This is a genomic window from Streptomyces sp. NBC_00572, assembly GCF_026341815.1.
Classification (GTDB): Bacteria; Actinomycetota; Actinomycetes; order Streptomycetales; family Streptomycetaceae; genus Streptomyces.
The window spans coordinates 5,792,631-5,816,558 of record NZ_JAPENX010000001.1 but is presented as its reverse complement, the minus strand read 5'-3'; the positions used below and the strand labels follow the sequence as shown (position 1 = coordinate 5,816,558).

Below are 23,928 nucleotides of genomic sequence, written 5' to 3'. Positions count from 1 at the left end.
GCGGCCAGCCTCGTCATCGGGCTAGGGTCCGTTCACTCGTGGCGGTGACTACGGCTGTTGAGTTCTCCACGCTGGCAGCCCAGCGCCCGATCGCGGACTCCTGGCGCTGGGTACGTCGCCTGGATGTTGGGCCAGACCGACGAGTGGGGCCATATCCATTTCGCGCCAGCTGCCATCTGCCCAGCGCCTCGCTGGCGTGGTGGGCTGATCAGCAGCGCCGACCTGGCCTCACGCGGTACACCGTCTCGGGCCTGCGCGTGGTGGTTCACCCGTCGGGGCTGGTCAGCTTCTCGACGTTCCGTGCCGCCTTCTGCTGCTGGGCCTGCGCCTTAGCCGCCGCTCCCGCGGCTTCCCGCGAGCGGGCCGCTGCTTCCGCGCTCGCCGTGCGTGCCGCCTCCAGCCGTTCCGTCTCGGCTGCCGCCTCGGCCAGCCCCGCGCGGGCCGCCTCGGCAACAGGGTCTCCTGGAGCTGCTCGGATGGGGTCGCACCCCCGAGCTACCAAGAGGCCCTGCCTTCATGCCCGGACCACCCGAACATCACCCAACCCAGAACCCCGTTCGAGCCAAAACACCCACACGCTCGATAGAACAACGGGTTCTAAGCGGATGCCGATGACTGAGCGGATGGCGACGCGGTCTTGTCGCGCCAGCGGACGAAGAGCTGTTCCGGGTCCCCCGTGTAGGACCAGGGCACCTCGGTGGCCCGGTTGTCCAGCAGCCGGAAGACGACGCCCGCCCGGTCGGCCATCGCCGCCTTGACGAGGCCGTGCGCCAGGTAGTTGAGGTCGGCGACGTCCTGTGCCCGGGGTACGCGGTGGGCGACCCACTTGTCCAGCGCGTTGCGAAGGTCCCCGAGGGCCCGCGCCTCGCTCCAGTGATGTGTCAGACCGAGGACGGCCTTCCCCTCCGTCCGCACCCGGTGCCGGTAGTGCTCGGCACGTGCCACCTGAGCGAGGATTGGGAGCGGCGATCCGTACGGCGCCGAACTCGCCACGTCCCAGGCAAAGTTGAGGGCCGTGCCGTACGAGCCGTGCCAGCGGGCGGAAAGGTAGCGCAGCGCCTGGTGGTGGCCTTCGCGGTGGTACGGATCCCGGGTGAGGATCTCGTTCCACCAGGCCGACATCTCGGGGTGCCCGTTCGGGTGGAGCCTGCCCAGGGTGAGCAGCGAGACCCACGGGTGCGGATCGGCGGGCGCGAGCTCGGCCGCTCGGTGGCAGAGTCCGGCGGCCCTCTCCAGCCTTTCGGCGTCGGGTGTCCGCCCCGCGCGGGCGGCGGCGAACAGCCGCATCACTTCGGTCTCCGCGCGGAGTACGGCGGCGTCGGGGTTCCGCGGTTCCGAGGCCTGCCACAGGTCCACGGTGCGTCTGCCCGCCGCGGCGTCGGCGAGCAGCCGGATACGGTGCGCCCGCCGGTCCCAGTCGTCCGGGGTCCGGGCGAGCAGGTCGCGGGCGCCTTCCCACCGGCCCAGAAGCATGTCCTCGCGCCCCTCGGCGAGTGCCGTGTCGCCGAATGCCGGGTCGTAGACGGGCGCTGAGGTGCTGCGGCGCAGCCAGGCGGCCATGGCGGTGCTCCTTCGTACGGGTTCCGGTTCGTGCGGATTCCGATTCGTACGGATTCCGGGCGGCGCGGTTCAGAAGTCCGACAGGAGGCCGTCCCGTCGGCCGTCGGCGGGGCGGAGTTCCGGCAGGTCGTCCGTTGCGTACGCCTCCACGGCGGCCGCTTCCTGCGGATTGAGCGGTCGGAGGTGGAAGAACGCCCGCCCGGCCTGGAGGCGGGCGATTCCCAGCGGGATCAGCCCGACGGCCAACGCGCCGAGGCCGATGGCCAGTTGTGTCCCGGACAGGGTCCGGACCGAGGCCACGAAGACCCAGACGTTGAACGCCACGCCGGCGAGCGGCCACAGCCCCAGGAGGATCAGATTGCCCGGCGAGGAGAACAGCACGCTACGGAAGGCCACGGTGACGGTGACGCCGGCCAGCGCGTAGTAGAAGGCGATCAGCAGGCCGATTCCCATCAGGGCGTCGTCGAGGATTCCGAAGCCGGGGGCGGTGAGCGTGATGAGCGTCAGGGTCGTCACCGCGACCGCGCAGACGACCAGCGTGGAGGCCACGGGGGTCTTCCGTCGTGGGTGGACCCGGCCGAGGAACGAGGGGACCGTGCGGTCGCGTCCCATGGCGAACAGCGTGCGGGTCGCCTGAAGGAGCGTGGTCTCCAGCGTGGCGACCATGGCCAGCGGTACGGCGAGGGCGAGCAGGGTGCCGCCCACTCCGGGCCAGGCGGCCTCGCCGAGCTTGAGAAGGAAGCTCGCGTCCGTCGCGGTCACGGCGCCCGGCCCCAGGAGCACGTTCACGCTGACGGTCAGGGTGAGGAGCGTGGTGGCGACGACGAGAAGGCCGATCAGACCGCCCAGGCCGGAGCCGCCCCGGCCGCTGCGGGTCTCCTCGCTGAGGTTCGCCGTCACGTCCCAGCCCCAGTACAGGGCGCCCACGATCAGCGCGCCGGCGGTGAAGGAGTGGGTCGCGTCGAAGTGCTCGAATCCGAACCAGGAGAGGGAGAAGGCGGCGGCGTGGGTGTCCTGCGTCAGCGCGGTGACGGCCACGGCCAGCAGAAGCGCCAGTTGTGTTCCCACGGCGACGGCACGCGCCCCAGCGGCGATCCGGGTACCCGATGCCACGAGGGCCGCGATCAGCAGGAACCAGCCGAGGCCGACCCCGGTGGCCAGGACGTCGTTCCGGGCCAGGTCCTCGTCGAAGAGGGACAGGGTGGCCATCCCCGCGGGAGTCGTCGAAGCGATGATGAAGAGGACGGTCGCGGCGACCACGGCCCATCCACTGAGGAAGCCGAGGACGGGGTGCAGGGTCCTGGCGACCCAGGAGTACGTGGCGCCCGCGTTGACGTCGAGCCGTCCCAGGTATCGGAAGGCCAGGGCGATGCCGACCATGGGGATCGCGCCGTAGAGCAGGGCGGCCGGAGCGGCGAAGCCGACCGTCGCGACGAGAGCGGGAATCAGCGCGACGACGATGTACGCCGGTCCGCAGCCCGCGACCGCCATGACCACGGAGTCGAAGGTCCCCAGGGCCCCCGCCCTCAGCCCGCCCCCGCCACTGCTGGACCTGTCGTTCACCCTGTGCGCCTTTCCTCGATGGTGGTGGGACAACGGCCGTACTGTCAGAAGCCGTTCGGCCGGCCCGGGGACCACGCGCGATGCCCGTCGGCGCCCGCGCGGTCCCCGGTGGCCTGAGCTACCGGCTCTACCGGCGCTACCGGGCGGGCTGCTGCTGGGTGACGCAGTGGATGCCGCCGCCGCCCGTGCCGAGGCGGTCGATGTTCAGCTGCTCGATGACACGGTCGGGGTAGAGGCGGGCCAGGGTGGCCTTCGCCGCCTGGTCCGCGCGCGTGTCCCCGAAGTGGGCGCTGATCACGGCGCCGTTGCAGAGGTAGAAGTTGGCGTAGGAGGCGAGGAAGTCGTCGTTGGTGGAGCGGATCTTGTAGTAGTCCGGGCCCTGGAGACGCATCGTGTCCATGGGGGTGCCGTCGGCGGCCGTGGAGCCGGACAGGATGGTGAACTGCTGGCGCGCGTCCCGGGCGTAGGCGTCGGTCTCGGACGACAGCGGCATCTGCACGAGGGCCTCGCCGGGGGCCAGGAAGCGGGACGTGGCGTCGACGTGGTCGTCGGTGATGTCCTGACCCCGGACGCCGTCGAACCAGATGACCTTGGAGGCGCCGTACGCCTCGCACATGGCCGCCTCCAACTGGCGCTCCGACACCCCGGGGTTGCGGTTGCGGTTCACGAGGCTGCTGCGGGTGGCCATGAGCGTGCCGGCACCGTCCTGCTCGATGGCACCGCCCTCGCCGACCAGGTCGGCGTAGGTGATCGGCACGCCCACGTAGGAGGCGATGCGTCCGGCGACGAGGGCGTCCTTGGCGTGGGCCTGCTTGTTGCCCCAGCCGTTGAAATTGAGGCCGACCGCGTCCAGACCACCGGCGCCGTCGGTACGGAAGACGGGCCCGGAGTCGCGCATCCAGCAGTCGTCGACGGGGACCGAGCTGATGACGGTGACCGAGGAGCCGCACAGCTGGCGGGCCTTGGCGGCGCTTCCGGAGTTGGCGCACACGATGACCGGCTCGTACTTCGCGATCGTACGGGCGATGAGAGCGATGTCCGTCTGGACGCCGCTCAGTTTGTTGCCCCAGATCGACGTGCTGTCGGGCCAGGCCATCCATGTACGAGTGTGCCGGGCGTCCTCGACCGGGACCCTGAGGGTGCCGGCGGCCGTGGCGGCGCCGGCCTGGAACCGGGTCGCCGCGAGGGTCGCCGCCGCGGCGGTCGCGCCGGCCGCGATCAGGAATCCTCGCCTGTTGAGACCCGGTCGGGCGTGGCGGTTGGGTTCGGATCGGTTCACTGCTGCCTCCTGCTTCAACTCCCCGCGGAACGTCCGCGGTTGGCCGGAAAACTAAAACTGACCGAGCGCTCGGTCAATATTTTGGACAGTACTGCTCGGCATCGCTCGGCCCCGACGGCCGGCATCGTCGGCCCCGGACCTCTCAGGAAGCCATGAAGACCGCAGGTGGCGGGCACGGAGCCTGACTAGAGTGAGGCCATGGCAGCATCCGCGAAGAACTCCCGGAATCCCACCGCTCCCGCGCCCCGAACCCGGACGACGGGCGCGACACCGCGGTCACGGGCCTCTGCCAAGGGCGAGCAGACACGCGCGCGACTGATCGCGGCCGCCCGCACCCTGCTGGCGGGCGAGATGAGCGAGCGGTTCACCACCCGTAACGTCGCGGCGCTGTGCGGGGTGTCGCACGGGATGTGCCACTACCACTTCCAGGACCGGACCGACCTCGTGGTCGCGGTCATCGCGGACATCCGCCCCGAGTGGATCTCTCCTCTGGAGGAGGCCGTCGCCGCCCCCGGCACCTTCGCCGAGCGCGCCGAGCGGGTGCTCGACCTGCTCGGCAGGCCCGAGGGAACGGATCTCGCCCACCTCCACTCCGCCCTGCACTGGCACGCGTTGAACGACGACCGTGTACGGGAGTCCCTGGAGGTGGAGTACCGGGACTGGCGCGCCTGTTTCGTCGCTCTCTTCCAGGTTCTGGCCGACGAGCGTGGCGGGGACCTCGACCCGCGCCCCCTGGGCGAGGCCGTCGCCGCGGCCGTCGACGGACTGGCCGCGGTGGAGTCCCTGGACGCCGGGGTCGACTCCGGGGCGGTCATCCGTACCCTGGTCCTCACCCTCGCGGCCAACGCCTGAACCGGCCGCCCGCTCCCCGCCGGCCCCGACGCGCGTTGTCAGGCAGGCCCCTGGAGCGCCCGGCGAGCGGCCGAGATGCGCTCCGGGTCCCAGCCGGGGCGGGGCACCGACTCCAGCAGGAGCCGGGTGTAAGGGTGTTGGGGATCGGCGAGCACATCGGCGGTACGCCCCGCTTCGACGACTGCCCCGTGTCGCATCACGATGACGTCGTCGGTGACGCACCGCACCACTCCGAGGTCATGGGTGATGAAGAGGTAGCCGACCGAGGTCTGCTCCCGGATGTCGGCGAGCAGGTTGAGGATCTGCGCCTGCACGGACACGTCGAGTGCGGCGACCGCCTCGTCGAGGACGAGGACCGCCGGCTCCACCGCCAGGGCCCGCGCGATGGCCACGCGCTGTCGCTGGCCGCCCGAGAGCTGACGCGGCAGCGCGTCGGCGGCCCGGGTGCCCAGTCCGACCTGGTCGAGCAGTTCCCGGATCCGCTCGGCGTGGTCCCGCTCGGGGAAGTGGAGCCGCAGCGTCTCGCGGAGGGCGGACTCGACGCTGGTCCTCGGGTCGAGCGACAGGAAGGGGTCCTGGAAGACCATCTGGACCTCACGGGCGCGGGCGAGACGCTGCGCGCGGCCACGGCCGCGAAGGGTCCGTGACCGGCCGCGTACGTGGACCTCGCCCTCGTCGGCCTGCTCCAGGCCGACGACGATCCGGGCGGTGGTGGTCTTTCCGGAGCCGGACTCCCCCACGATGCCGAGCGATCCGCCGTGCGGCAGAGTGAAGGACACGTCGCCCACGGCCCGTACGGCTCCGAAGGTCCTTCGCAGGCCCCTGACGACCAGTACGTCGTCGGCGTTCTCGCCGTACCACGCGCCCTCGGCCCGCCCGGTGCTCTCGGTGCTCTCGGCTCTCACGGCGTTCTCAGGCATCGACGACACTCCCTTGGAGCCGGTCAGTGTGGTGACAGGCCGCCTGGTGTTCGGGCCGTCCCGGGGCGGGGGACGGCAGCGGGGCCTGCTGGGCGCACAGTTCGGTGGCCAGCGAACAGCGCGCGGCGAAGGCGCAGCCGGTCAGCGCCGTCCGGAGGTCGGGGGGCTGACCGTCGATGGCGGCGAGGCGGCCTCGCGGGTTCTCCAGGCGGGGGGTGGAGGCGAGGAGCGCGGCCGTGTAGGGGTGGCGGGGGCGCGCGAAGATCTCTTCGGCGGGGCCGCTCTCGGCGATCCGCCCGGCGTACATCACGTACACCCGGTCGCTGATGGCGGCGGCGAGGTCGAGGTCGTGGGTGACGAACAGCAGCCCGGTGCCGAACCGTTCGCGCAGCCGGCCGAGGAGAGCCACGACCTCGGCCTGGGTGGTGACGTCGAGCGCCGTGGTGGGCTCGTCGGCCAGCAGGAGGGTGGGGTCGCCCATCAACGCGGCGGCGATCATGACGCGTTGCAGCATGCCGCCGGACACCTGGCTGGGGTACTTGGCCAGGGCGGCGCCGTCCAGGCCCACCGCTTCGAGGAGTTCGACAGCGCGGGCATCCGCCTGCGCGGCGGTCATCGTCCGGGTCAGGCGGACGCTCTCGGTGAGGAAGTCCCCGATACGGCGCAGCGGGTTGATGGCCGCCCGCGGGTCCTGGAAGACCATGGCCACGGTGCCGGTGCGCAGTGCGAGCAGCCGGTCGCTGTCCAGGGTGAGGACGTCGTGGCCGTCGACGACGACGGTGCCCTCGGTGACCGCGCGCGGCGGCAGCAGGCGCAGGGCGCTGCGTGAGGTGAGGCTCTTTCCGGAGCCGGACTCGCCGACGAGGGCGACGGTCTCGCCGGCGGCGACGGTGAGGTCGATCCCGTCGAGGACGGGCCGAGCGGTGCCGGGCAGGGTGATCCGGAGCCCTCGGATGTCGAGGGCAGGCCTGTCGGAAGTGTTCATCGGTCTCTCCTGGCGACGCGGTCGGCCCAGCGCTCGCCGACCACATTGAAGGCGACCACGGTCAGCACGATGAGGACGCTCGGCAGGATCGCGGACAGCGGGTAGCCGTGCTGGACGGCGGTCTGCCCGTCGAAGACCATGCGGCCCCAGTCCGGGGTGAGCGGCGGTACGCCGAGGCCGAGGAAGGACAGGCCGGCCAGGTCCATCAGGGCGTAACCGAAGTTGATGGTGGACTGGGCGAGGACGACGGGCGCGATGTTGGGGAGGATGTGGCGCAGACAGATCTGGAGTGCCGAGTGGCCCTGGACCTGGTACGCGCTGACGTAGGGGCGGGTGCGTTCGGCCAGGACGAGGGAACGCGTCAGCCTGCTGACGTAAGGCAGATAGGCGAGGGCGAGGGCGATGACGGGTGCCAGCAGCCCCTCGCCGTAGATCGAGATGATGAGGATCGCCAGGAGCATGCCGGGGAAGGCGAAGACGAGTTCGGTGCTGCGGGACAGGACCGAGTCGAGCCAGCCGCCCCGCCAGGCCGCGGCCGTGCCGACGGCGACACCGGCGAGGGTGGAGAAGAGGACCACTCCGAGGGGGCCGAGGAGCGAGGTGCGGGCTCCGAGGAGCAGCCGGGACAGGGTGTCGCGGCCCGCGGCGTCCACGCCGAGCAGGTGCTCGGCGGAGGGTCCGGCGAGCGCGTTCCCCAGGTCGACCGCGTTGGGGTCGTACGGCACGACCAGGGGGGCGAGGAGCGCTCCGGCGACGACGAGGACGACGAAGCCCAGGCTGAGGAGGTGGAGCGGGGACCGGGCCGTGCGGATCTTGGCGAGGCCGGGCCGACGGGTGAGGACGGCGGTCATGCGGAGGACCCCTTCGATCCGAGGGTGATCCGCGGGTCGACCAGGGGGAGCACGAGGTCGACGATGAGGTTCACGATCATGAACAGGGCGACGATGATCAGCGAGATGGCCTGGACGGTCGGGAAGTCCTTGGTCGTGGTGGACAGCTCCAGGAGCTGTCCGATGCCACCGATGCTGAAGGCGGTCTCGACGAGGATCGTGCAGACCAGCAGGGTCGAGACGATGAGGCCGCCGGTGGTGAGGACGGTGCCCAGGGAGTTGCGGAACACATGGCGGCGGATGACCTGGCGCTCGGGCACGCCCCGGCTGCGGGCCACCGTGACGTGCTCGCTGTCGAGCGCTTCGAGCATCGCGGAGCGGGTGACCCGGGCGAGCATGCCGATCAGATAGAGCGCGAGGGCGATCGACGGCAGTGTCAGGTGCCACAGTTTGTCGAGGAATCCCTCGCCGGCGCCGCCGCTCGGGAACCAGCCGAGTTTGACGGCGAACAGTGCCTGGAGCAGCACCGCGGCGACGAAGGACGGGGTGCCGACGGCGAACGTGGTGGTGACGAGGACGGCGGAGTCGGTGGCGCCGCCGCGTACGGCGGAGACCCAGCCGAGCACCAGACCGATGACCACGACCACGACGAGTGCCATCGCGATCAGCAGCAGGCTGGTCGGCAGGCGGTCGGCAAGGAGCCGGGACACGTCCGTGCGGTACGTGATGGACCGCCCGAAGTCGCCCTGGACCATGTCGCCGAGCCAGGTGAGGTAACGGACGAGGAAGGGCTCGTCGAGGTGGTACTGGGCGTTGATCGCGGCGAGCGCCTCGGGCGAGGCCGAGCGGCCGGAGAGCAGGAAGCTCGCCGGGCTGCCGGGCGCCAGGTACATGGCGCCGAAGACGACGAACGACGCCACGAGGAGGGTGGCCGCCATCTCGGCGGCCCGTCGGACGGCGAATCTCACGAAGTTCACGGCGCGGACCCCACATCGGCGGCCCACGGGTAGTACATGTACGAGATGGTCGTGGGGGCGCCGGTGATCCGCTTGTTGAGGAAGACGGCGGTGGGCCATTCGGCGACCGGGATCCACAGCAGCTGCTCGGCGGCGTGCTTCTGCAGCTCCGCCTCGATCGCGAGGCGCTTGTCCGGGTCGTACACGGAGACCGCCCGGTCGATGCCCTCGTCGTACTTCTTGTCGCTGTACCCGGCGAAGTTCATGTAGGCGCCGGTCTTGAAGTTCGTGAGCAGGTCCAGCGGGTCGGTGATCGAGTCGTAGTAGGTGAGCGGGAACATGTCGATGCCCTCGCGCGCCTCGGGGTCGGTGAACAGTGCGGTGAACGCGTTCGGGGCGATGGTCTTGAGCTGGATGTCGAGACCGATCTGGGCTCCGGCGGCCTGGACGGCCGTGGCGAGGAGGGAGACGTCCTGGCCGATCGAGCTGGTCGCGACGGTCAGGGTCTTGCCGGTGGCGCCGGCCTCCTTGATCAGTGCCTTGGCCTTCTCGATGTCGGGCGTGACATTCGGGAGGGCGTCGAGGGCTTTCTTCCTGGTCTGTTCCGAGCCGGCGGCCCAGGCGGCACGGGTGGTGAGCGAGTTCGTGACGGTTCCCACGCCACCGAGGCCGGCCTTGACGAACCCGGAGCGGTCCAGGGCCATGGACAGCGCGCGCCGGACACGGATGTCGCCGAGCGGGCCCTTCATGTTCGTGATGTTGACGTTGACCGTGCTGAGGCCCTCGCCGAAGTAGAGCTTTCCGACGCCGCTGCCCCTGAGGCGGGCGTAGCTCTCCGTGGGGATGAGGTAACCGCCGTCGGCCTCCCCGCTGAGCAGGGCGTTCGTACGGGCGGAGGGATCGGTGATGAACCGGAAGACGGCCTTGCCGGACTTGGCCTTCTTCCCCCAGTAGTCGTCGAAGCGGTCGAGCTCGACGGACTGGCCCTTGTTCCAGGTGCCGAGCTCGAACGGTCCGGTACAGGCGAGTCCCCCGGAGGTGCCGTAGTCCTTGCCGGCCGCTTCGACCCCCGCCTTGGAGGCGACCACACCGGCGGCGGTCGCCATGTACTGCGGGAACTGCGAGTCGGGCTTCTTCAGCTTGACGGTGACCTGGAGCGGGCCCGTCTTCCGTACGGAGGCCACGTTCTGGAAGTTCTGCGCCCAGGCCGCCGCGTTGTCCGGGTCCGTCTGGCGGCCGAGGCTGAAGACGACGTCGTCGGCGGTCATGGTCCGGCCGTCGTGGAAGCGCACCCCGCGCCGCAGGTCGTACACCCACGTCTTCGGGTCCGGGTTGGAGGCCTTCTCGGCGAGCCCGGGTTCGAGGGTGAGGCCCGGCGTCCAGCGCATCAGGCTCTCGCACACATTGGAGAGGATCGTGTTCTGCGGGTAGTCGAACGCCACGGTGTAGTCGAGCGTCGGCGGCTCCGCGTACACGGCCCAGGTGAAGGAGTCGATCTCGCCCTTGGCCGCGGGCGTGGTCTTCGAGAGGGTGAAGTCGCCGGTGCTCCCCCCGCCCTTGGGCGGCCCCGAACAGGCCGCGACCAGGGCCGCCGCCGTCAGGAGGGCGGCCGCGGCGGCGCGGCGGCGGCCGGCCGGACGGCCACGGGAGACGCTGGTGCGTCTGCTGGTACGGGGTACGGGTGTGGTCATCGTCGCGCTCTCTTTCCGTACGGTCTGTGCGTACGCGATGGGGGAGGCTGCCGGACCGCGGGGACGGCCCGGCAGGAGCGGTCGGTCCGGGCTAGGGGGCGTTTCGAAAGTCCCGGGTGCTGTGCGGGACTTTCGAAACACCCCCTAGGCGAGGGGACGGGCGACGGGGACCTGCTGCGTGATGCAGTGCACTCCCCCGCCACCGAACGCGATCGCGAGCGCCGGCACGCCGACCACCTTGCGGCCGGGGTGGGCCGCGGCGATCACCGCGAGGGCGGCGTCGTCCTGGGGCAGGCCCGCCACGGGGACGACGACGCCGCCGTTGGCGACGTAGTAGTTCAGGTACGACACCTCGACCTCGCCCTCGGCGACGTCGACGAACGCGGTCTGCGTGACGTCGACGATCTCCAGCGGCCGGCCCTGGGCGTCGGTGCTCGCCTCCAGAACCGCGCGGTTGGCGCGCATCCGGGCGTAGTCGGGGTGCGCGGGGTCGTCGGGCAGCGAGACGACGACCTTGCCGGGGGCGGCGAAGGCACAGACTCCGTCGACGTGACCGTCCGTCTCGGTGTCCAGCAGGCCACCGTACGGAAGCCAGACAACCTTACGGACGCCCAGCTGCGTTTTCAGCTCGGCCTCGATTTCGTCCCGGTTCAGGCCGGGGTTCCTGTTGGGGTGCAGCAGGCACTGCTCGGTCGTGATGAGCGTGCCCTCACCGTCGACCGTGATCGCCCCGCCCTCCAGGATCATTCCGGAGGGGATGCGGTCCACCCCGAGGTGCTCCAGGAGCAGGCCGCTGACCCGGTCGTCGGAGTCGTAGGGGTGGTGCTTGCGGCCCCAGGCGTTGAAGCGGAAGTCGACGCCGGCGCGCCGTCCTTCGCCGTCGAGCACGAACAGCGGCGCGGAGTCGCGGAACCAGGAGTCGTCCAGCGGAAGCTCGACGACGGTGATCTCCGGGCCGCACCAGGTCCGGGCTTCGTCGCCGTGGCCGGGCGGGGCGACCATCGTCACGGGCTCGAACTCGGCGATGGCCCGCGCGACGTTCGCGTACTCCTCCTTGACGTCGTCCAGCACACTGCCCCAGAGGTCGGGGCGGGTGGGCCAGGCCATGAGGCAGCGCTCGTGCTCGGACCACTCGGCGGGCATTCGGAATGCGGTCATCGGAGATCTCTTTCTCGTGGATGAAATCTTCCTCTCGACTGAAAATTCAGTCAAGAGAAAAGTCGGGGAGTGTTCACCTTCGGAACGGAGGATGGTGCGTGAGCTGCAGAAGGAAGGGCGACGGCGGTCAGAGGAAATAGAGGCGGCTGAGCGAGACCTCCTGGGCCGGCTCTGAGCGCAGGGGCTCCCCGTCCAGCGTGACCAGGCCGCTGCGCCCGTCGACCTGGACGTCGCCCAGGCGCGTGTTGCCGATCATGTCCGCGGGGCCGATGCCCCGGGTACCGCGCACGGCGACCCTGCGGCGGCGGGTGGCCATGGCGTCGTACGGGCGGCCGAAGGATCCGGACTCGGCGGCGGCGCGGCTGACGAAGGCCACGGAGAGGTCGGCGGGCGTGGCGCCGTGCGCGCCGAACAGCGGTCCGAGGACGAGCGGTTCACAGGTGTCCGTGGCGGCGTTGGGATCGCCGGTCACACCGTAGGCGGGGAAGCCGTTCTTGATGACCATCTGCGGCTTGGCGCCGAAGAACGGCGGCCGCCACAGCACGATGTCGGCCATCTTCCCGACCTCGATCGAACCGATCTCGTGCGCGAGGCCGTGGGCGATCGCCGGGTTGATGGTGAGCTTGGCCAGGTACCGCAGCACGCGCGCGTTGTCGTCGTGCGCGCTGTCGCCCTCCATGGGTCCGAGCTCGGCCTTCATCTTCCCGGCCATGGCGAAGGTCCGGCGTACGGTCTCGCCGGCCCTTCCCATCCCCTGCGCGTCGGAGGAGGTGATCCCGATCGCGCCGAGGTCGTGCAGGACGTCCTCCGCCCCCATGGTCCCGGCCCGGATCCGGTCGCGCGCCATGGCGGCGTCACCCGGCAGGTCGGTCTTGAGCGCGTGGACGGAGACGATCATCCCGTAGTGCTCGGCGACGGCGTCACGGCCGAAGGGCAGGGTCGGGTTGGTGGAGGAGCCGATGACGTTCGGCACGCCCGCCATCTTCAGGACGTTGGGTACGTGCCCGCCGCCGCAGCCCTCGATGTGGAAGGCGTGGATCGTCCGGCCGTCCAGGACCCGCAGGGTGTCCTCGACCGAGAGGCATTCGTTGAGGCCGTCGCTGTGCAGGGCGACCTGCACGTCGTGCTCCTCCGCCACCCGGAGCGCGGTGTCGAGGGCCCGGGTGTGGGCGCCCATGTCCTCGTGGACCTTGAAGCCGGACGCACCGCCCTCGGCCAGCGCCTCGACCAGCGGCGCCGGGTCCGAGGACGAACCACGGGCCAGGAAACCGATGTTGACCGGCCAGGCGTCGAACGCGTTGAACGCATGGCGCAGCGCCCACGGCGAGTTCACCCCGACGCCCCAACTCGGCCCGATCTCCTGCCCGATGATCGTGGTGACGCCGCTCGCGAGCGAGGCCTCCATGATCCGGGGCGAGAGCAGATGGACGTGGGTGTCGACGGCTCCGGCGGTGGCGATCATGCCCTCGCCCGGGATCATGGTCGTCCCGGTGCCGACGACGACATCGACGCCGTCGACCGTGTCGGGGTTCCCGGCCCGGCCGATCGCGTGGATGCGGCCCTCACGGATGCCGATCGACACCTTGCGGATGCCGAGGACGGCGTCGATGACCAGCACGTTGGCGATGACGACGTCGCACGTCTCGCGGACGGCCGCGGCCTTCAGATGCATTCCGTCGCGGGCGGTCTTGCCGAAGCCGGCCAGGAACTCGTCGCCCGGCTGCTGGGAATCCGACTCCACCCGGACGACGAGCCCCGAGTCGCCCAGCCGGACCCGGTCCCCCGCGCGCGGGCCGTGGACGGTGGCGTACTCGTACGGGTCGACGTGCCGGCTGACGCCCGGCGCACAGTGGTCGCTGTGCCTGGTCGGCTTGCTCACAGGGTCGTTCCTTCCAGAGCGGCGGCAGCGCCGCTGTACGCAGCGTCGGCGCCGTTCACACCATTCACACCGTTCACACTGTCCGAGGCGTCCGGGCTGTCCGCGCCGTGCTCGCCGTCCGCGCCGTGCTCGCCGTCCGCGCCGAGGTAGCCGCAGGCCACCGCCCTGCGCAATGCCTCCGCCTTCGCGCCGGGTGCGTCCAACGGGCCGTCGACCAGACCGGCGAATCCGATGGCGACACGAGCGCCGCCGATCGGGACCAGGCCCACCTCGGCCTCGCCGCCCGGGTCGAAGCGGAACGACGACCCGGCGGGCACGGCGAGCCGCATTCCGTAGGCGGCGGCGCGGTCGAAGTCCAGGCGCGGGTTGGCCTCGAAGAAGTGGAAGTGGGAGGTGACGCTCACGGGGACGGTCGCCGTGTTCCGTACAGGGAGCGTGAGGGCCGGCTCGGGCACCTCGATGATGTCCGGGGCGGGCAGCAGGGCGCCCGGGGCGCCGTCGTTGCGTTCCTGGGCGCCGAACGGCTCGGCGATCGCGGCGAGCCGGGTGCCGTCGTCGAAGACGGCCTCGACGTGGATCTCGGTGACCACGTCGACGACCCCGGGCAGCACGTCGTCGGGGCCCAGGACGGTGCGTCCGCGCTCGATCGCCTCCGCCAGGCGCAGTCCGTCACGGGCCGCCTCGCAGACGGTGTCCGCGATGAGCGCGGTCGCCTCCGGGACGTTGAGCCGCAGACCGCGCGCGTGGCGGGCCCGGGCGAGTTCGGCGGCGGTGAACAGCAGCAGGCGGTCCCGCTCGGTGGGAGTCAGCGGCATGTCGGCCTCGCGTACGTCACGTACATGGGGGTGCTTCCTTCCTCCCCTGCGAAGAGGCGGGGGAGAGCCAGGGGGCGGGCGCTGCGCCTCGGCCCTGTGCTCGACACCGTGAGGGTGGGTGAGCGGGGCCGGCGGAGCCCGGCAATGCCCCCACTGTGACACTGACTGAAAAACCAGTCAAGATGTTGGATGAAACGCTGCCCCGACAGGGAACACGCCAGAGAACGCGGCAGTGAACACGGCAGAGAGGAAGGAGAGGAGGGGGCGAGTGATGCCCCCGGATCAGCGGAGCCCGGCCAGCTCCGCGTCGATGGCACCCCGCAGCAGGGTGCGCGCGTGGTCCGCCGTGATCCCCCCACCGAGCCAGCGCATGCTCAGCCCCTCCAGGAGGGCCGTGAGCCGCTCCCCCGCCGCGGCGAGCGCGGGCGCCGGCGCCATGGGCAGGACCTGGCCGAGCAACCCGGCGACCTCCTGGGCCCACGCGAGGGTGGCCCTGGCGAGATCCTCGCGCAGCAGCTCGTCGAAGACGGCACTCGCCCGCAACTCGCCCCAGGCCGCGCTGTTCTCCCGTACCTCGACGGTGTCCTGGAGCTCCAGGAGGAGTGTCTCCTCCAGTTCTTCGCGCGGACTCAGGGGCGGAGCGTCCGGATCGCGGTCGGTCGTGTAGCGCTCGGCCCGCTCGCTGATGAACTCCAGCGTGTGGCGCAGGATCCCGGAACGGTCCTTGAAGTAGTAGTAGATCAGGGCCGTGGACACGCCCGCCTCGGCGGCGAGCTCCTCCACACGCAGCCCGCGGATCCCGCGCCGGGCGATGACCCGGGCAGCCGCTTCGAGGATCTGAGTACTACGAGATGCCATGCGCGCACCCTACCCGGCGGCATCCCGGCGGATCCCACGGCCTGCGAACGGGTGCTCGATGCCCACAGGCCTCGCTACGACTGCAAGGTGACAGGTGGTGGGACCGATGGACCCTGGACGTCCAGGACGATCGCGGTTCCGGCGACGGTCCGGTCTTCGTGCATGGTGATCACTTGACCGGGCTGCAGCTGCTGCCACTTCGACGGGGAGAGCGGGGCGAGACGCACCGTGGCCTGCCCTCCGAGCTCCATGAAGGGCGTGAACTCCACCCACAGGGCGGCTACGCAGAGGTCGGGTTCGCCTGTCGGGGTTCTCCCTCCGATGTTCCACATCGGTCGCAGGACGCCGGCTCCGGAGAAGGGTGTCTGCCGGCGGGCCTCGTGGGCCGGTCGGAGGGTGAGGTCGGCTCGGATGATGCCGTTGCGGGATTCGAAGCAGCGCCAGTGACACCAGGCCGCGCTCCTGTCGAGTCGCATCTGCTCGGCGGCGGCGGCGAGACTCTGCCAGAAGGCGAGCGGAAGCGGGGGGACATCGCCGAGCCCCTCCAACAGGTCGAGAGCAACCTCCCACTCGTCGTGGGCGAGGTACTCCCAGACGTCGTTCACCGTGATGTCGTTCTCGGTGGCGACGGCTTCGGGGACCAGGAGTGAGGCGGCTTCCAGCAGCTTGGGAATGTCCATGCCTCTATCCTGGACGATGCGTTCCGCCCCGTGGCCCGCAGACTGCGCCCGACCTGGCGGCGCACCTCCTTGGAGGTGACGTTCTACGTACCCGCGATCCTAACTAAAGTTTCAGTCAATATGAGACGATGTCGACACGCTTGACGGAGACCATCAGAAGGGATGCACACGGTGACGGACCGCAGAACAGCAATCCTGGAGGCGTCCGCCCGCACCATCGCCAGGCGCGGGGTCCGCGGGCTCCGGATGGACGAGCTCGCGGCCGAGGCCGGGGTGTCGACCGCGCTGGTCTACTACCACTTCAAGGACCGGGCCGGCATCCTGCGACGCACCCTGGAGTTCATCACCGACCGGGCGAGTCGGTACACGCGGGGACAGCACGACACCGATGGGCCCACGAACCCCCGAGAGCTCCTCGAACTGTTCTTACTGCTGGAATTCCAGGACCTTCCGGAGGTCCGCGAGAACAGCACCGCGTGGGGCGAGCTGCGCGCCAGCGCGATCTTCGAGCCCGAGCTCCGGGAAGCACTCGCCGAGGCGGGTGCGGCCTGGATCCGGCAGACCACGGAGCTCCTCGCCCTCGCACAGCCGGCCGCGACCGCCGCGGAGGTCATCTCCTCCGCCGAGCGCCTGACGGCGCTGCGCGAAGGGCTCAACGCGCGTCGACTCGGCGGCATCCTGCGCCCGGAACACGCCCGCGAGCTGATGCGAGAGGCGATCGAGGTGGAGATCGCCCACCTGGCCGCCCGACGATGAAGGCCCCGGAACCAGCAGAGCACACACATCCCACTGAATTTGACTGAAATTCCAGTCAGTGCCACAGTGCCTGACGTGAGGCCGTACCCGCTGCTGCGGCTACAGGCGTCCGCGGTGCGGACCATGCACCCTTGAAGCAGGACTCGCGCTGCGACCTGCGCCCGCACTCCCCGTGTCCCCACCGCGGCCGGCCGCCTCCGTCCTGCCAGTCCACGATCGGAGTCCACCGTGACCTTTCTCCCCTCCCGACGCTCCGCCCTCCGCTCCTTCGCCGGAATCAGCGCCCTCGTCCTCGGCGCTTCGGCCTGCGGCCCCGCCGACCCCGGCCTGACGGGCACTGCCGGCAGCACGGGACCGGACGGCGAGCCGGGCGGCGAGCGCCGCCTGGGCGCCGAGTGGGAGAGCCACACCCGCACCTTCATGTCCTGGCCGGCCCTCGAGTCGGTCTGGGCGGAGGACCTGCCCTACGTGCGCAAGGACATCGCACGGATCGCGCGTGCGGTCGCGGAGTACGAAGAGGTCATCATGATGGCCAGGCCCTCGCAGCTGAAGGCGGCGCAGCGGGCCTGCGGTTCCCAGGTGGAGGTGATCCCCCTGGACGTCGACGACCTCTGGGCCCGCGACACGGTACCGGTCTTCGTCGAGGAGGAGGGCGAGGTCGTCGGCGTCGACTTCAACTTCAACGGCTGGGGCAACAAGCAGCAGCACGAGAACGACGCCCTGGTCGGCGAGACCGTGCTCGCGAAGTACCGGATCCCCCGTGTCGAGGCACCTCTGATCGCCGAGGGCGGCTCGTTCGAGACCGACGGCGAGGGCACCCTCCTCATCACCGAGAGCTCGATCGTCAACGACAACCGCAACCGCGGAAAGACCCGGGACCAGATCGAGGACGAACTCATCGAGACCCTCGGCGTGGAGAAGGTCGTCTGGCTCGCCGGCGTACGCGGCCAGGACATCACCGACGCACACGTGGACAGCCTCGTACGCTTCACCGCCCCCGGCGTGGTCCTCCTCGACCAGGCCTTCCCCGGCACACCCCCGGACTCCTGGTCCCGCTCCGCCGACCAGGCCCGCTCCGTCCTCGAAAAAGCGACCGACGCCCGGGGCCGCCGCTTCGAGATCATCGACCTCCCCCAGCCCGACCTCGACCGGATCACCGGCGAAGGCGACGACTTCGTATCGACATACGCCAACTTCTACGTCGCCAACGACGCCGTCTTCATCCCCAAGTTCGGCGACCGGACCGCCGACAACCGGGCGAAGAGCATCCTCCAGGAGCACTTCCCCAAGCGCGACATCGTGATGGTCGCGATCGACACCATCGCCTCCGGTGGCGGCGGCATCCACTGCTCGACCCACGACCAGCCGGGCAAGCCCGCCGCCTGACCTCACGCACCGCCGAGAGCCCCGTGTCGCACACCCCTGAGCGTGCGGCACGGGGCTCTCGGCGGCCGAGGGCACGGAACGCCGGTCGCCGCGGGGTGGACGGCGACCGGCGTGTCATCCCTTGCGTGGGCCGGTCAGACTGCCGGGGGTACGACCGGCTGCGACTGGGTGGCGCAGTGAATGCCGCCGCCGCCACTCGCGACGTTGTCGATGTTGAGCTGGACGATGTTCCGGCCGGGATACTTGGCCTGCAGGATCGCGTACGCCACGCCGTCGGCGTGGCTGTCGCCGAACTGGGGGACGAGGACGGCGCCGTTCGCGGTGTAGTAGTTGGAGTAGCTGGACAGGAAGGCGGTGCCCCTGCCACGGATGTACCGACGGTCGGGGCCGGGCAGTTCGGTGATGTCGAGTCGGCGGCCCTGTGCGTCGGTCGCGCTCTGCAGGGCCTGCTTGGTCTCGTTGTAGACGGCGACCCACTTGCTGTCGGTGCCGGGTCCCGGCTTGTCCAGGATGACCTCCCCCGGGGCCGTGAAGCGGGCCAGGCAGTCGATGTGGCAGTCGGTGATGTCCTGGCCGGCCAGGCCCGGCACCCAGATGACCTTGTCGATGCCGAGCGCGGACTTCATGGCCTGCTCGACCTGGTCCTGGGACATGCCCGGGTTACGGTTGCCGTTGACGAGCGAGCTGACCGTGGCCAGCAGGGTGCCCTGGCCGTCGGTCTCCAGTGAGCCGCCCTCGCCCACGAACGAGGCCTGGATGCGGTTGACGCCGTACTGGCCGAGCAGCGTGGTGGCCGCGGCGGCGTCGTTCGCGTAGGGCTGCGCGTACGACGTGCCGGTCTTGCCCCAGCCGTTGAAGTTGGTGTCCACGCCGGCCACGGCGCCGGGGGCGACCACGAAGGTCGGGCCGAAGTCGCGGATCCACAGATCGTCGTTGGCGATCTCGACGACCTCGATGCCGTGGTAGGCGCCGCTCCCGCAGGCGTACCGGGCGTCGGCGGCCTGGTCGGGGCGGGCGAGCACGACCACCGGCTCATAGCGCGAGATCGCGTACGCGACGTTGGCGATGTCCCGGCGTACCGCGCCGAGGTAGCTCGACCAGACGGACGACAGGGCGGGCCACGCCATGAAGGTACGTACATGCGCGTCGGTCTCGGCCGGCATCCGCAGGGTGGCGCCCGACGGGGCCGTGGCCGCGCGGGCGGCCGTCGGCAGTGCCGACCCGAGTGCGGCGAGCGGCAGAGCGGCCGCACCGAGTTGAAGCAGTCGGCGACGAGACGTGACTGGCAGGTCCATGGGACTCCCCTGGTGAGGGACGGGAGGATGTGGCGCCATCCTGTCCTTGACTGAAATTCCAGTCAAGGAATTCTCGGACTAAAGATTCAGTCAGCATGAGAGACTGTGGGCGACGATCAGGAGGAGATACGTGGCCACGGACCGCCGCACGGCTATCTTGGAGGGGGCTGCCCGGGTCATCGCCCGGCGAGGGGTCCGCGGGCTACGGGTCGAGGAGTTGGCGGCCGAAGCGGGGGTGTCCACCGCGCTGATCTACTACCACTTCAAGGACCGGGCGGGCATCCTGCGCCACACCCTGGAGTTCATCGGCGACCGGGCCGAGCGCTACACGGCCGGGGAGGAGGGGACGACCGGCCCCTTCCGACCGCACCAGATACTGGAACGGTCACTGCTCCTGGAGTTCCAGGACCGTCCCGAGGTCCGCGAGAACAGCACGGCGTGGGGCGAGCTGCGCGCCAGCGCGGTCTTCGACCCCGAGCTGCGCGCGGACCTGGCCAGGGCGGGTCTGGCCTGGGTTCACGAGGTCGCGGCACTTCTGGGCGAGACGTGTCCGTCGGTTCCCGCCCCCACCCTCACGGCCGCCGCGGAGCGCCTGACGGCCCTGCTCGAAGGCCTCAGTACGCGATGGCTGAGCGGCGCCCTGACCCTGACCCACGCCCGTGAGCTGATGCGGGAAGCCATCTCCGTGGAGCTCGGACACCTGGAGCGCCGATGACTCGCCAGGGGACGGTCGGCCGTCGAGCGCGCCGGATGGTGTGACGCAGGCTCAGGGGACCGAGCGGATACGGGTCACCAGGACCGACCCCACCAGGGCCAGTGCGCCCGCGAGCGCGTACAGGGCCGCGTACCCGCCGAAGTGGGTGACGACGGGGGCCGCGATCACCGGAGCCAGCACCTGGGGGAGCGCATTGGCGATGTTGATGACACCCAGGTCCTTGCCCCGGTCCTCCGCCGTCGGCAGCACGTCGGTGAGCAGGGCGAAGTCCACCGCCGTGTACACGCCGAAGCCGAGGCCGAGCACGAGCGAGGCGACGACCGCGCCGGTCCAGGTCTGCCAGACGGCGAGCAGCAGGGTGGCCGCGGATATGACGAGCCCCGACCAGATGACGTAGGGCTTCCGTCGGCCGCTGCGGTCCGACCGGATGCCGCTGATCACCACGGTGGAGAGCAGGGTGAGCGCGTTGAGCGCCGTGAGGATCAGTACGCCGTTGTCCGCGTCGCCCTCGTACCGCACGGCGTCGGTCAGGTAGTACAGCAGGTACATCGTGCTGATGGAGTACGACAGGTTCATCAGGAACCGGGTGAGCCAGGCCCAGCCGAAGTCCGGATGGCGGCGCGGATCGATCCAGAAACCGCCGAGGAAGGTCCCCCACCGGAAGGCCGGCCGGTCGGCGGGGGCGAGCGGGGTGTCGCGCCGCATCAGTACGTACGGAACGGCGGCGAGCACCGAGAAGACCGCGCAGGCCAGATAGCCGCCGACCACCCCGCCCGCGACGGTGGCCAGCGCCGTACCCACCAGGATGCCGACGACCTGGGAGACGCCGAGCCAGCCGCCGACGAGACCGCGCTGCCGCGGCGGCACCTGGTCGGGGACGGCCGCGGTGAGCGCGGCGAAGGCCGCGTTCAGAGCGAGCTGGACCAGGCACCAGCCCGCGATCACGGTCGCGACACTCTGCGCCCCGGCGAGGACGAGCAGCCCGGCCGCCCCGCCCGTCACTCCGCCCACCACCCAGGGGATGCGTCGGCCCACGGCCGCCGTCGTCCGGTCGGAGAGCGCGCCGAAGACAGGGTTGGCGACCATCGACACGACCGCTCCCACTCCCGTGACCAGGGCGAGGGTGGACGCCTTGTGGTCGGGGGTGAGGTGCTCGGCCTGGCGGGCCAGGAGGAGTTGCAGGGGGCCGAACCAGCCGACCCAGACCCCGAGGTTGGCGAGGGACAGCGCGCCCACCCACCGCCCGCCCGCCGGGGTACCCGTCTTCGGGGCCGGATCGGCCGCGGTCCCCTCCGCCGCCGTCCCCTCGGCGGTCATCTGCCGCTCTTGATCAGGTCGCGGTACCAGGCGTACGACTCCTTGGGCGTCCGCGTGAGCGTCTCGTAGTCGACGTGGACGAGCCCGAACCGCTGTCGATACCCCTCCGCCCACTCGAAGTTGTCGAGGATCGACCAGATGAAGTACCCGCGGACATCGGCGCCCTCCGCCATCGCCTCGTGCAGAGCGCGCACGTGGCCGTCGTGGTACGCGATCCGGCGGGCGTCGTCGATCCGCCCGGTCTCGGGGTCCGGCCCGTCGGCGTACGAGCAGCCGTTCTCGGTGATGTACACGGGCGGCAGCCGGTCGCCGTAGCGCTCGCGCATGGTGGCGAGCAGTTCACGCAGTCCGCCCGGGACCACGGGCCAGCCGAAGTCGGTGAGTTCGCGCCCTTCGATCTGCCGGATGGCGAAGGGGAGGTCCGACGGTATGTCGATGCCGCCGAAGGAGGAGCCTGCGGCGGCATCGGCAGAGGCGGCGTCGGCGGTCGGCCGCGGGGCGCCGACGAGCATCGGGTTGTAGTAGTTGATCCCGTACCAGTCCAGGGGGGCCGAGATCGTCTTGAGGTCCTCCGCGACCGGGCCGGGGAGGAGCGACCCCAGGCCGGCCGGGTAGGCGCCGGTCAGGATGGGGTCGGCGAAGAAACGGTTCGTGAGGGTGTCGTACAGCTCGGCGGCCGCCCGGTCGTCGTCAGTCTCTCCGGCGGCCCAGACGGGGCTGTGCGAGGCCGCGATGCCGATCTCCCGGGCGCCCGCGGCGCGCAGGGCCTGCACCCCCAGTCCGTGGGCCAGGAGTTGGTGATGGGCCGCGGGCAGGGCGTCGAAGACCATGCGCCTGCCGGGGGCGTGCTCGCCGAGGCCGTAGCCGAGCAGGGTGACCTCGGCGGGCTCGTTGATGGTGATCCACCTCGGCACCCGGTCGGCGAGCCGCTCCGCGACCACCGAGGCGTACGCCGCGAACCGCTCGGCGGTGTCCCGGTCGAGCCAGCCGCCCCGCTCCTCCAGGGCGAGCGGGGTGTCCCAGTGGAAGAGCGTCGGCACCGGTGCGATCCCGGAGGCGCACAGCTCGTCGACGAGCCGGTCGTAGAAGTCCAGCCCCTTGTCGTTGACCCGTCCGTGACCGTCGGGCAGGACGCGGGACCAGGAGACCGAGAACCGGTAGGCGCCGACCCCCAGTTCGGCCATCAGCGCCACGTCCTCTCGGTAGCGCCGGTAGTGGTCGGTGGCCACGGCCGCGTGCGAGCCGTCCTTGACCCGTCCCGGTTCTGCGGTGAAGGCGTCCCAGCTGGACGGGCCGCGGCCGTCGGCCGTGAGCGAGCCTTCGATCTGGAAGGCGGATGCGGAGACTCCCCAGAGGAAGCCGGCCGGGAACTCGGGTACGGGCGGTGTCATGGGGACTCGCTTCGATCGGCGGGCGCGGGTTGCTCACGGCACTTTCGGGTCCCGGGATCCACCCTGTCAATGGAAAGTGAACAACTCTCACCTTTTTTTCCGGCGCTGTTCCCCGAAGCGCGGAACCCGACCCGGAACCGCGCGTGTCACCCCGACGGGTCCTCCGGCTCAGTCGGCCCGGGGCGATGTCCGGACGGTGCCCCGTGCCTCGTACTCCAGCATCGTCTCCAGGCTGTTCGCCGCGTCCGGGCCGAGTTCGCGGCTGACGAGCCAGAGGGCGAGTTCGAGGCCGGAGGTGACGCCGCCGGCGGTGACGAGGTCGCCGTCGTCGACGACGCGGGCGTCCTTGAGGAGGCCGCCCTGTTGTCCGAGGTCGGGCTTCGCCTTGTGGTGGGTGGTGCAGGGGCGGCTCCGGGTGAGACCGGCGGCGGAGAGGAGCATGACGCCGGTGCAGAGGGCGCTGACGGTGAGGCCAGGACGTACGGCGGCCGCGAGGGCGCGCGGCAGGGTGCCGCGGTCGATCTCCGCCCAGACACCGGGACTGTCACGCCGGGCGTAGCCGCCGCCGGGAACGACGAGCACGTCCGCCTCGTCGGGGGCCCAGGGACGGATGCCCCGGACGATCGTGCCGTAGGCGGCAGTGACCGTACGGGCGCCGGAGGCCGAGACGTAGCGGACGTCCACCGGGCGCGGCGCGAAGAAGGCGGCGGCGGAGAAGACCTCGTACGGGGCGGCGAAGTCGAGTTCCTCGACGCCGTCGAACATCACGACGTGGACGCGCAGCGGACGAGTCGTTTCCGCGGCGGCGACGGCAGGACCGGCGGCGGGACCGGCGGCGGGTCGGGCCGAGGCGTCCGCGGCGGCCACAGGGCCGGCGGCCGCACCGGCCGACCCGTCTGCGGCGGCCACGGAGCCGGCCGCGGTTCCTCCCAGCGTGCCTGCCGCGCCCAAGGCCGTGGTGGCCCGGAGTAACTGCCTGCGGTTCATGAGGTGCTCCTGTTTCCAGCGGGGGTGGGGATGGCGATGAGGAGGTCGGCCGACG

21 protein-coding genes are annotated in these 23,928 nt (G+C 70.9%); 4 read left to right on the top strand and 17 right to left on the bottom strand.

Features of this window, described 5'->3' with window-relative positions:
- Positions 1-597 precede the first annotated feature (597 nt).
- The 3 genes from OG514_RS26615 to OG514_RS26605 form a co-directional block, all read right to left on the bottom strand.
- The gene (locus OG514_RS26615; protein WP_266899026.1) at positions 598-1,560 is read right to left on the bottom strand and encodes a hypothetical protein; all 963 of its coding nucleotides are present in this window, start codon (positions 1,558-1,560) and stop codon (positions 598-600) included.
- 69 nt (positions 1,561-1,629) lie between these two features.
- A complete protein-coding gene (locus OG514_RS26610; protein ID WP_266899024.1) occupies positions 1,630-3,123 on the bottom strand; it encodes an APC family permease in 1,494 nt (497 codons plus the stop codon).
- Positions 3,124-3,259: 136 nt separating this feature from the next.
- Positions 3,260-4,402 (bottom strand): agmatine/peptidylarginine deiminase, encoded by a 1,143-nt coding sequence (locus OG514_RS26605; protein ID WP_266899022.1) that lies wholly within the window; start codon positions 4,400-4,402, stop codon positions 3,260-3,262.
- A gap of 198 nt (positions 4,403-4,600) precedes the next feature.
- Between OG514_RS26605 and OG514_RS26600 the strand changes: the two genes are divergently transcribed.
- Entirely contained in the window at positions 4,601-5,254 is a 654-nt protein-coding gene (locus tag OG514_RS26600; protein WP_266899020.1) for a TetR/AcrR family transcriptional regulator, read from the top strand.
- A gap of 38 nt (positions 5,255-5,292) precedes the next feature.
- Here OG514_RS26600 and OG514_RS26595 read toward each other — a convergent pair whose 3' ends face one another.
- The 10 genes from OG514_RS26595 to OG514_RS26550 all read right to left on the bottom strand — a co-directional run bounded on the left by OG514_RS26595 (position 5,293) and on the right by OG514_RS26550 (position 16,026).
- Positions 5,293-6,174, bottom strand: a complete 882-nt coding sequence (locus tag OG514_RS26595; protein WP_266899018.1) for an ABC transporter ATP-binding protein — start codon at positions 6,172-6,174, stop codon at positions 5,293-5,295.
- The gene (locus tag OG514_RS26590) at positions 6,167-7,159 is read right to left on the bottom strand and encodes an ABC transporter ATP-binding protein (RefSeq protein WP_266899016.1); all 993 of its coding nucleotides are present in this window, start codon (positions 7,157-7,159) and stop codon (positions 6,167-6,169) included. Before OG514_RS26590 ends, OG514_RS26595 begins: the two co-directional genes overlap by 8 nt.
- Entirely contained in the window at positions 7,156-8,010 is an 855-nt protein-coding gene (locus OG514_RS26585) for an ABC transporter permease (protein WP_266899014.1), read from the bottom strand. The genes OG514_RS26590 and OG514_RS26585 overlap by 4 nt, the downstream gene beginning before the upstream one ends.
- Complete coding sequence (locus OG514_RS26580; protein WP_266899012.1) at positions 8,007-8,966, bottom strand: ABC transporter permease; 960 nt, start codon at positions 8,964-8,966, stop codon at positions 8,007-8,009. Before OG514_RS26580 ends, OG514_RS26585 begins: the two co-directional genes overlap by 4 nt.
- A complete protein-coding gene (locus OG514_RS26575) occupies positions 8,963-10,636 on the bottom strand; it encodes an ABC transporter substrate-binding protein (RefSeq protein ID WP_266899010.1) in 1,674 nt (557 codons plus the stop codon). Before OG514_RS26575 ends, OG514_RS26580 begins: the two co-directional genes overlap by 4 nt.
- A gap of 144 nt (positions 10,637-10,780) precedes the next feature.
- Positions 10,781-11,794 carry an agmatine/peptidylarginine deiminase gene (locus OG514_RS26570; protein WP_266899008.1) on the bottom strand — a complete coding sequence of 338 codons (1,014 nt, stop codon included), beginning with the start codon at positions 11,792-11,794 and terminating at the stop codon, positions 10,781-10,783.
- A gap of 127 nt (positions 11,795-11,921) precedes the next feature.
- A complete protein-coding gene (locus OG514_RS26565; RefSeq protein WP_266899006.1) occupies positions 11,922-13,673 on the bottom strand; it encodes an urease subunit alpha in 1,752 nt (583 codons plus the stop codon).
- Positions 13,670-14,488: an urease subunit gamma gene (ureA, locus tag OG514_RS26560; RefSeq protein WP_266899004.1), complete on the bottom strand. Its 819-nt coding sequence runs from the start codon at positions 14,486-14,488 to the stop codon at positions 13,670-13,672. Before ureA ends, OG514_RS26565 begins: the two co-directional genes overlap by 4 nt.
- A gap of 282 nt (positions 14,489-14,770) precedes the next feature.
- A complete protein-coding gene (locus OG514_RS26555; RefSeq protein WP_266899002.1) occupies positions 14,771-15,346 on the bottom strand; it encodes a TetR/AcrR family transcriptional regulator in 576 nt (191 codons plus the stop codon).
- A gap of 74 nt (positions 15,347-15,420) precedes the next feature.
- Entirely contained in the window at positions 15,421-16,026 is a 606-nt protein-coding gene (locus OG514_RS26550) for a hypothetical protein (RefSeq protein ID WP_266899000.1), read from the bottom strand.
- A 162-nt stretch (positions 16,027-16,188) separates the two neighbouring features.
- Here OG514_RS26550 and OG514_RS26545 point away from each other — a divergent pair, with 162 nt between their 5' ends.
- Both OG514_RS26545 and OG514_RS26540 read left to right on the top strand, forming a co-directional pair.
- The gene (locus tag OG514_RS26545; protein WP_266898998.1) at positions 16,189-16,782 is read left to right on the top strand and encodes a TetR/AcrR family transcriptional regulator; all 594 of its coding nucleotides are present in this window, start codon (positions 16,189-16,191) and stop codon (positions 16,780-16,782) included.
- A gap of 228 nt (positions 16,783-17,010) precedes the next feature.
- Positions 17,011-18,168 (top strand): agmatine deiminase family protein, encoded by a 1,158-nt coding sequence (locus OG514_RS26540; protein WP_266898996.1) that lies wholly within the window; start codon positions 17,011-17,013, stop codon positions 18,166-18,168.
- Positions 18,169-18,302: 134 nt separating this feature from the next.
- On the opposite strand, the gene OG514_RS26535 is transcribed toward OG514_RS26540, so the two are convergent.
- On the bottom strand, positions 18,303-19,463 hold the full coding sequence (locus OG514_RS26535; RefSeq protein WP_266898994.1) for an agmatine/peptidylarginine deiminase: 1,161 nt from the start codon (positions 19,461-19,463) through the stop codon (positions 18,303-18,305).
- A 130-nt stretch (positions 19,464-19,593) separates the two neighbouring features.
- On the opposite strand from OG514_RS26535, the gene OG514_RS26530 reads away from it, so the two are divergent.
- Complete coding sequence (locus OG514_RS26530; protein WP_266898992.1) at positions 19,594-20,178, top strand: TetR/AcrR family transcriptional regulator; 585 nt, start codon at positions 19,594-19,596, stop codon at positions 20,176-20,178.
- Between the two features lie 51 nt (positions 20,179-20,229).
- On the opposite strand, the gene OG514_RS26525 is transcribed toward OG514_RS26530, so the two are convergent.
- From OG514_RS26525 to OG514_RS26515, 3 genes are all read right to left on the bottom strand, one after another.
- The gene (locus tag OG514_RS26525) at positions 20,230-21,495 is read right to left on the bottom strand and encodes an MFS transporter (protein WP_266898990.1); all 1,266 of its coding nucleotides are present in this window, start codon (positions 21,493-21,495) and stop codon (positions 20,230-20,232) included.
- The gene (locus OG514_RS26520; RefSeq protein WP_266898988.1) at positions 21,492-22,886 is read right to left on the bottom strand and encodes a glycoside hydrolase family 1 protein; all 1,395 of its coding nucleotides are present in this window, start codon (positions 22,884-22,886) and stop codon (positions 21,492-21,494) included. The genes OG514_RS26525 and OG514_RS26520 overlap by 4 nt, the downstream gene beginning before the upstream one ends.
- A gap of 168 nt (positions 22,887-23,054) precedes the next feature.
- Complete coding sequence (locus OG514_RS26515) at positions 23,055-23,873, bottom strand: DJ-1/PfpI family protein (protein WP_266898986.1); 819 nt, start codon at positions 23,871-23,873, stop codon at positions 23,055-23,057.
- Positions 23,874-23,928 lie beyond the last annotated feature (55 nt).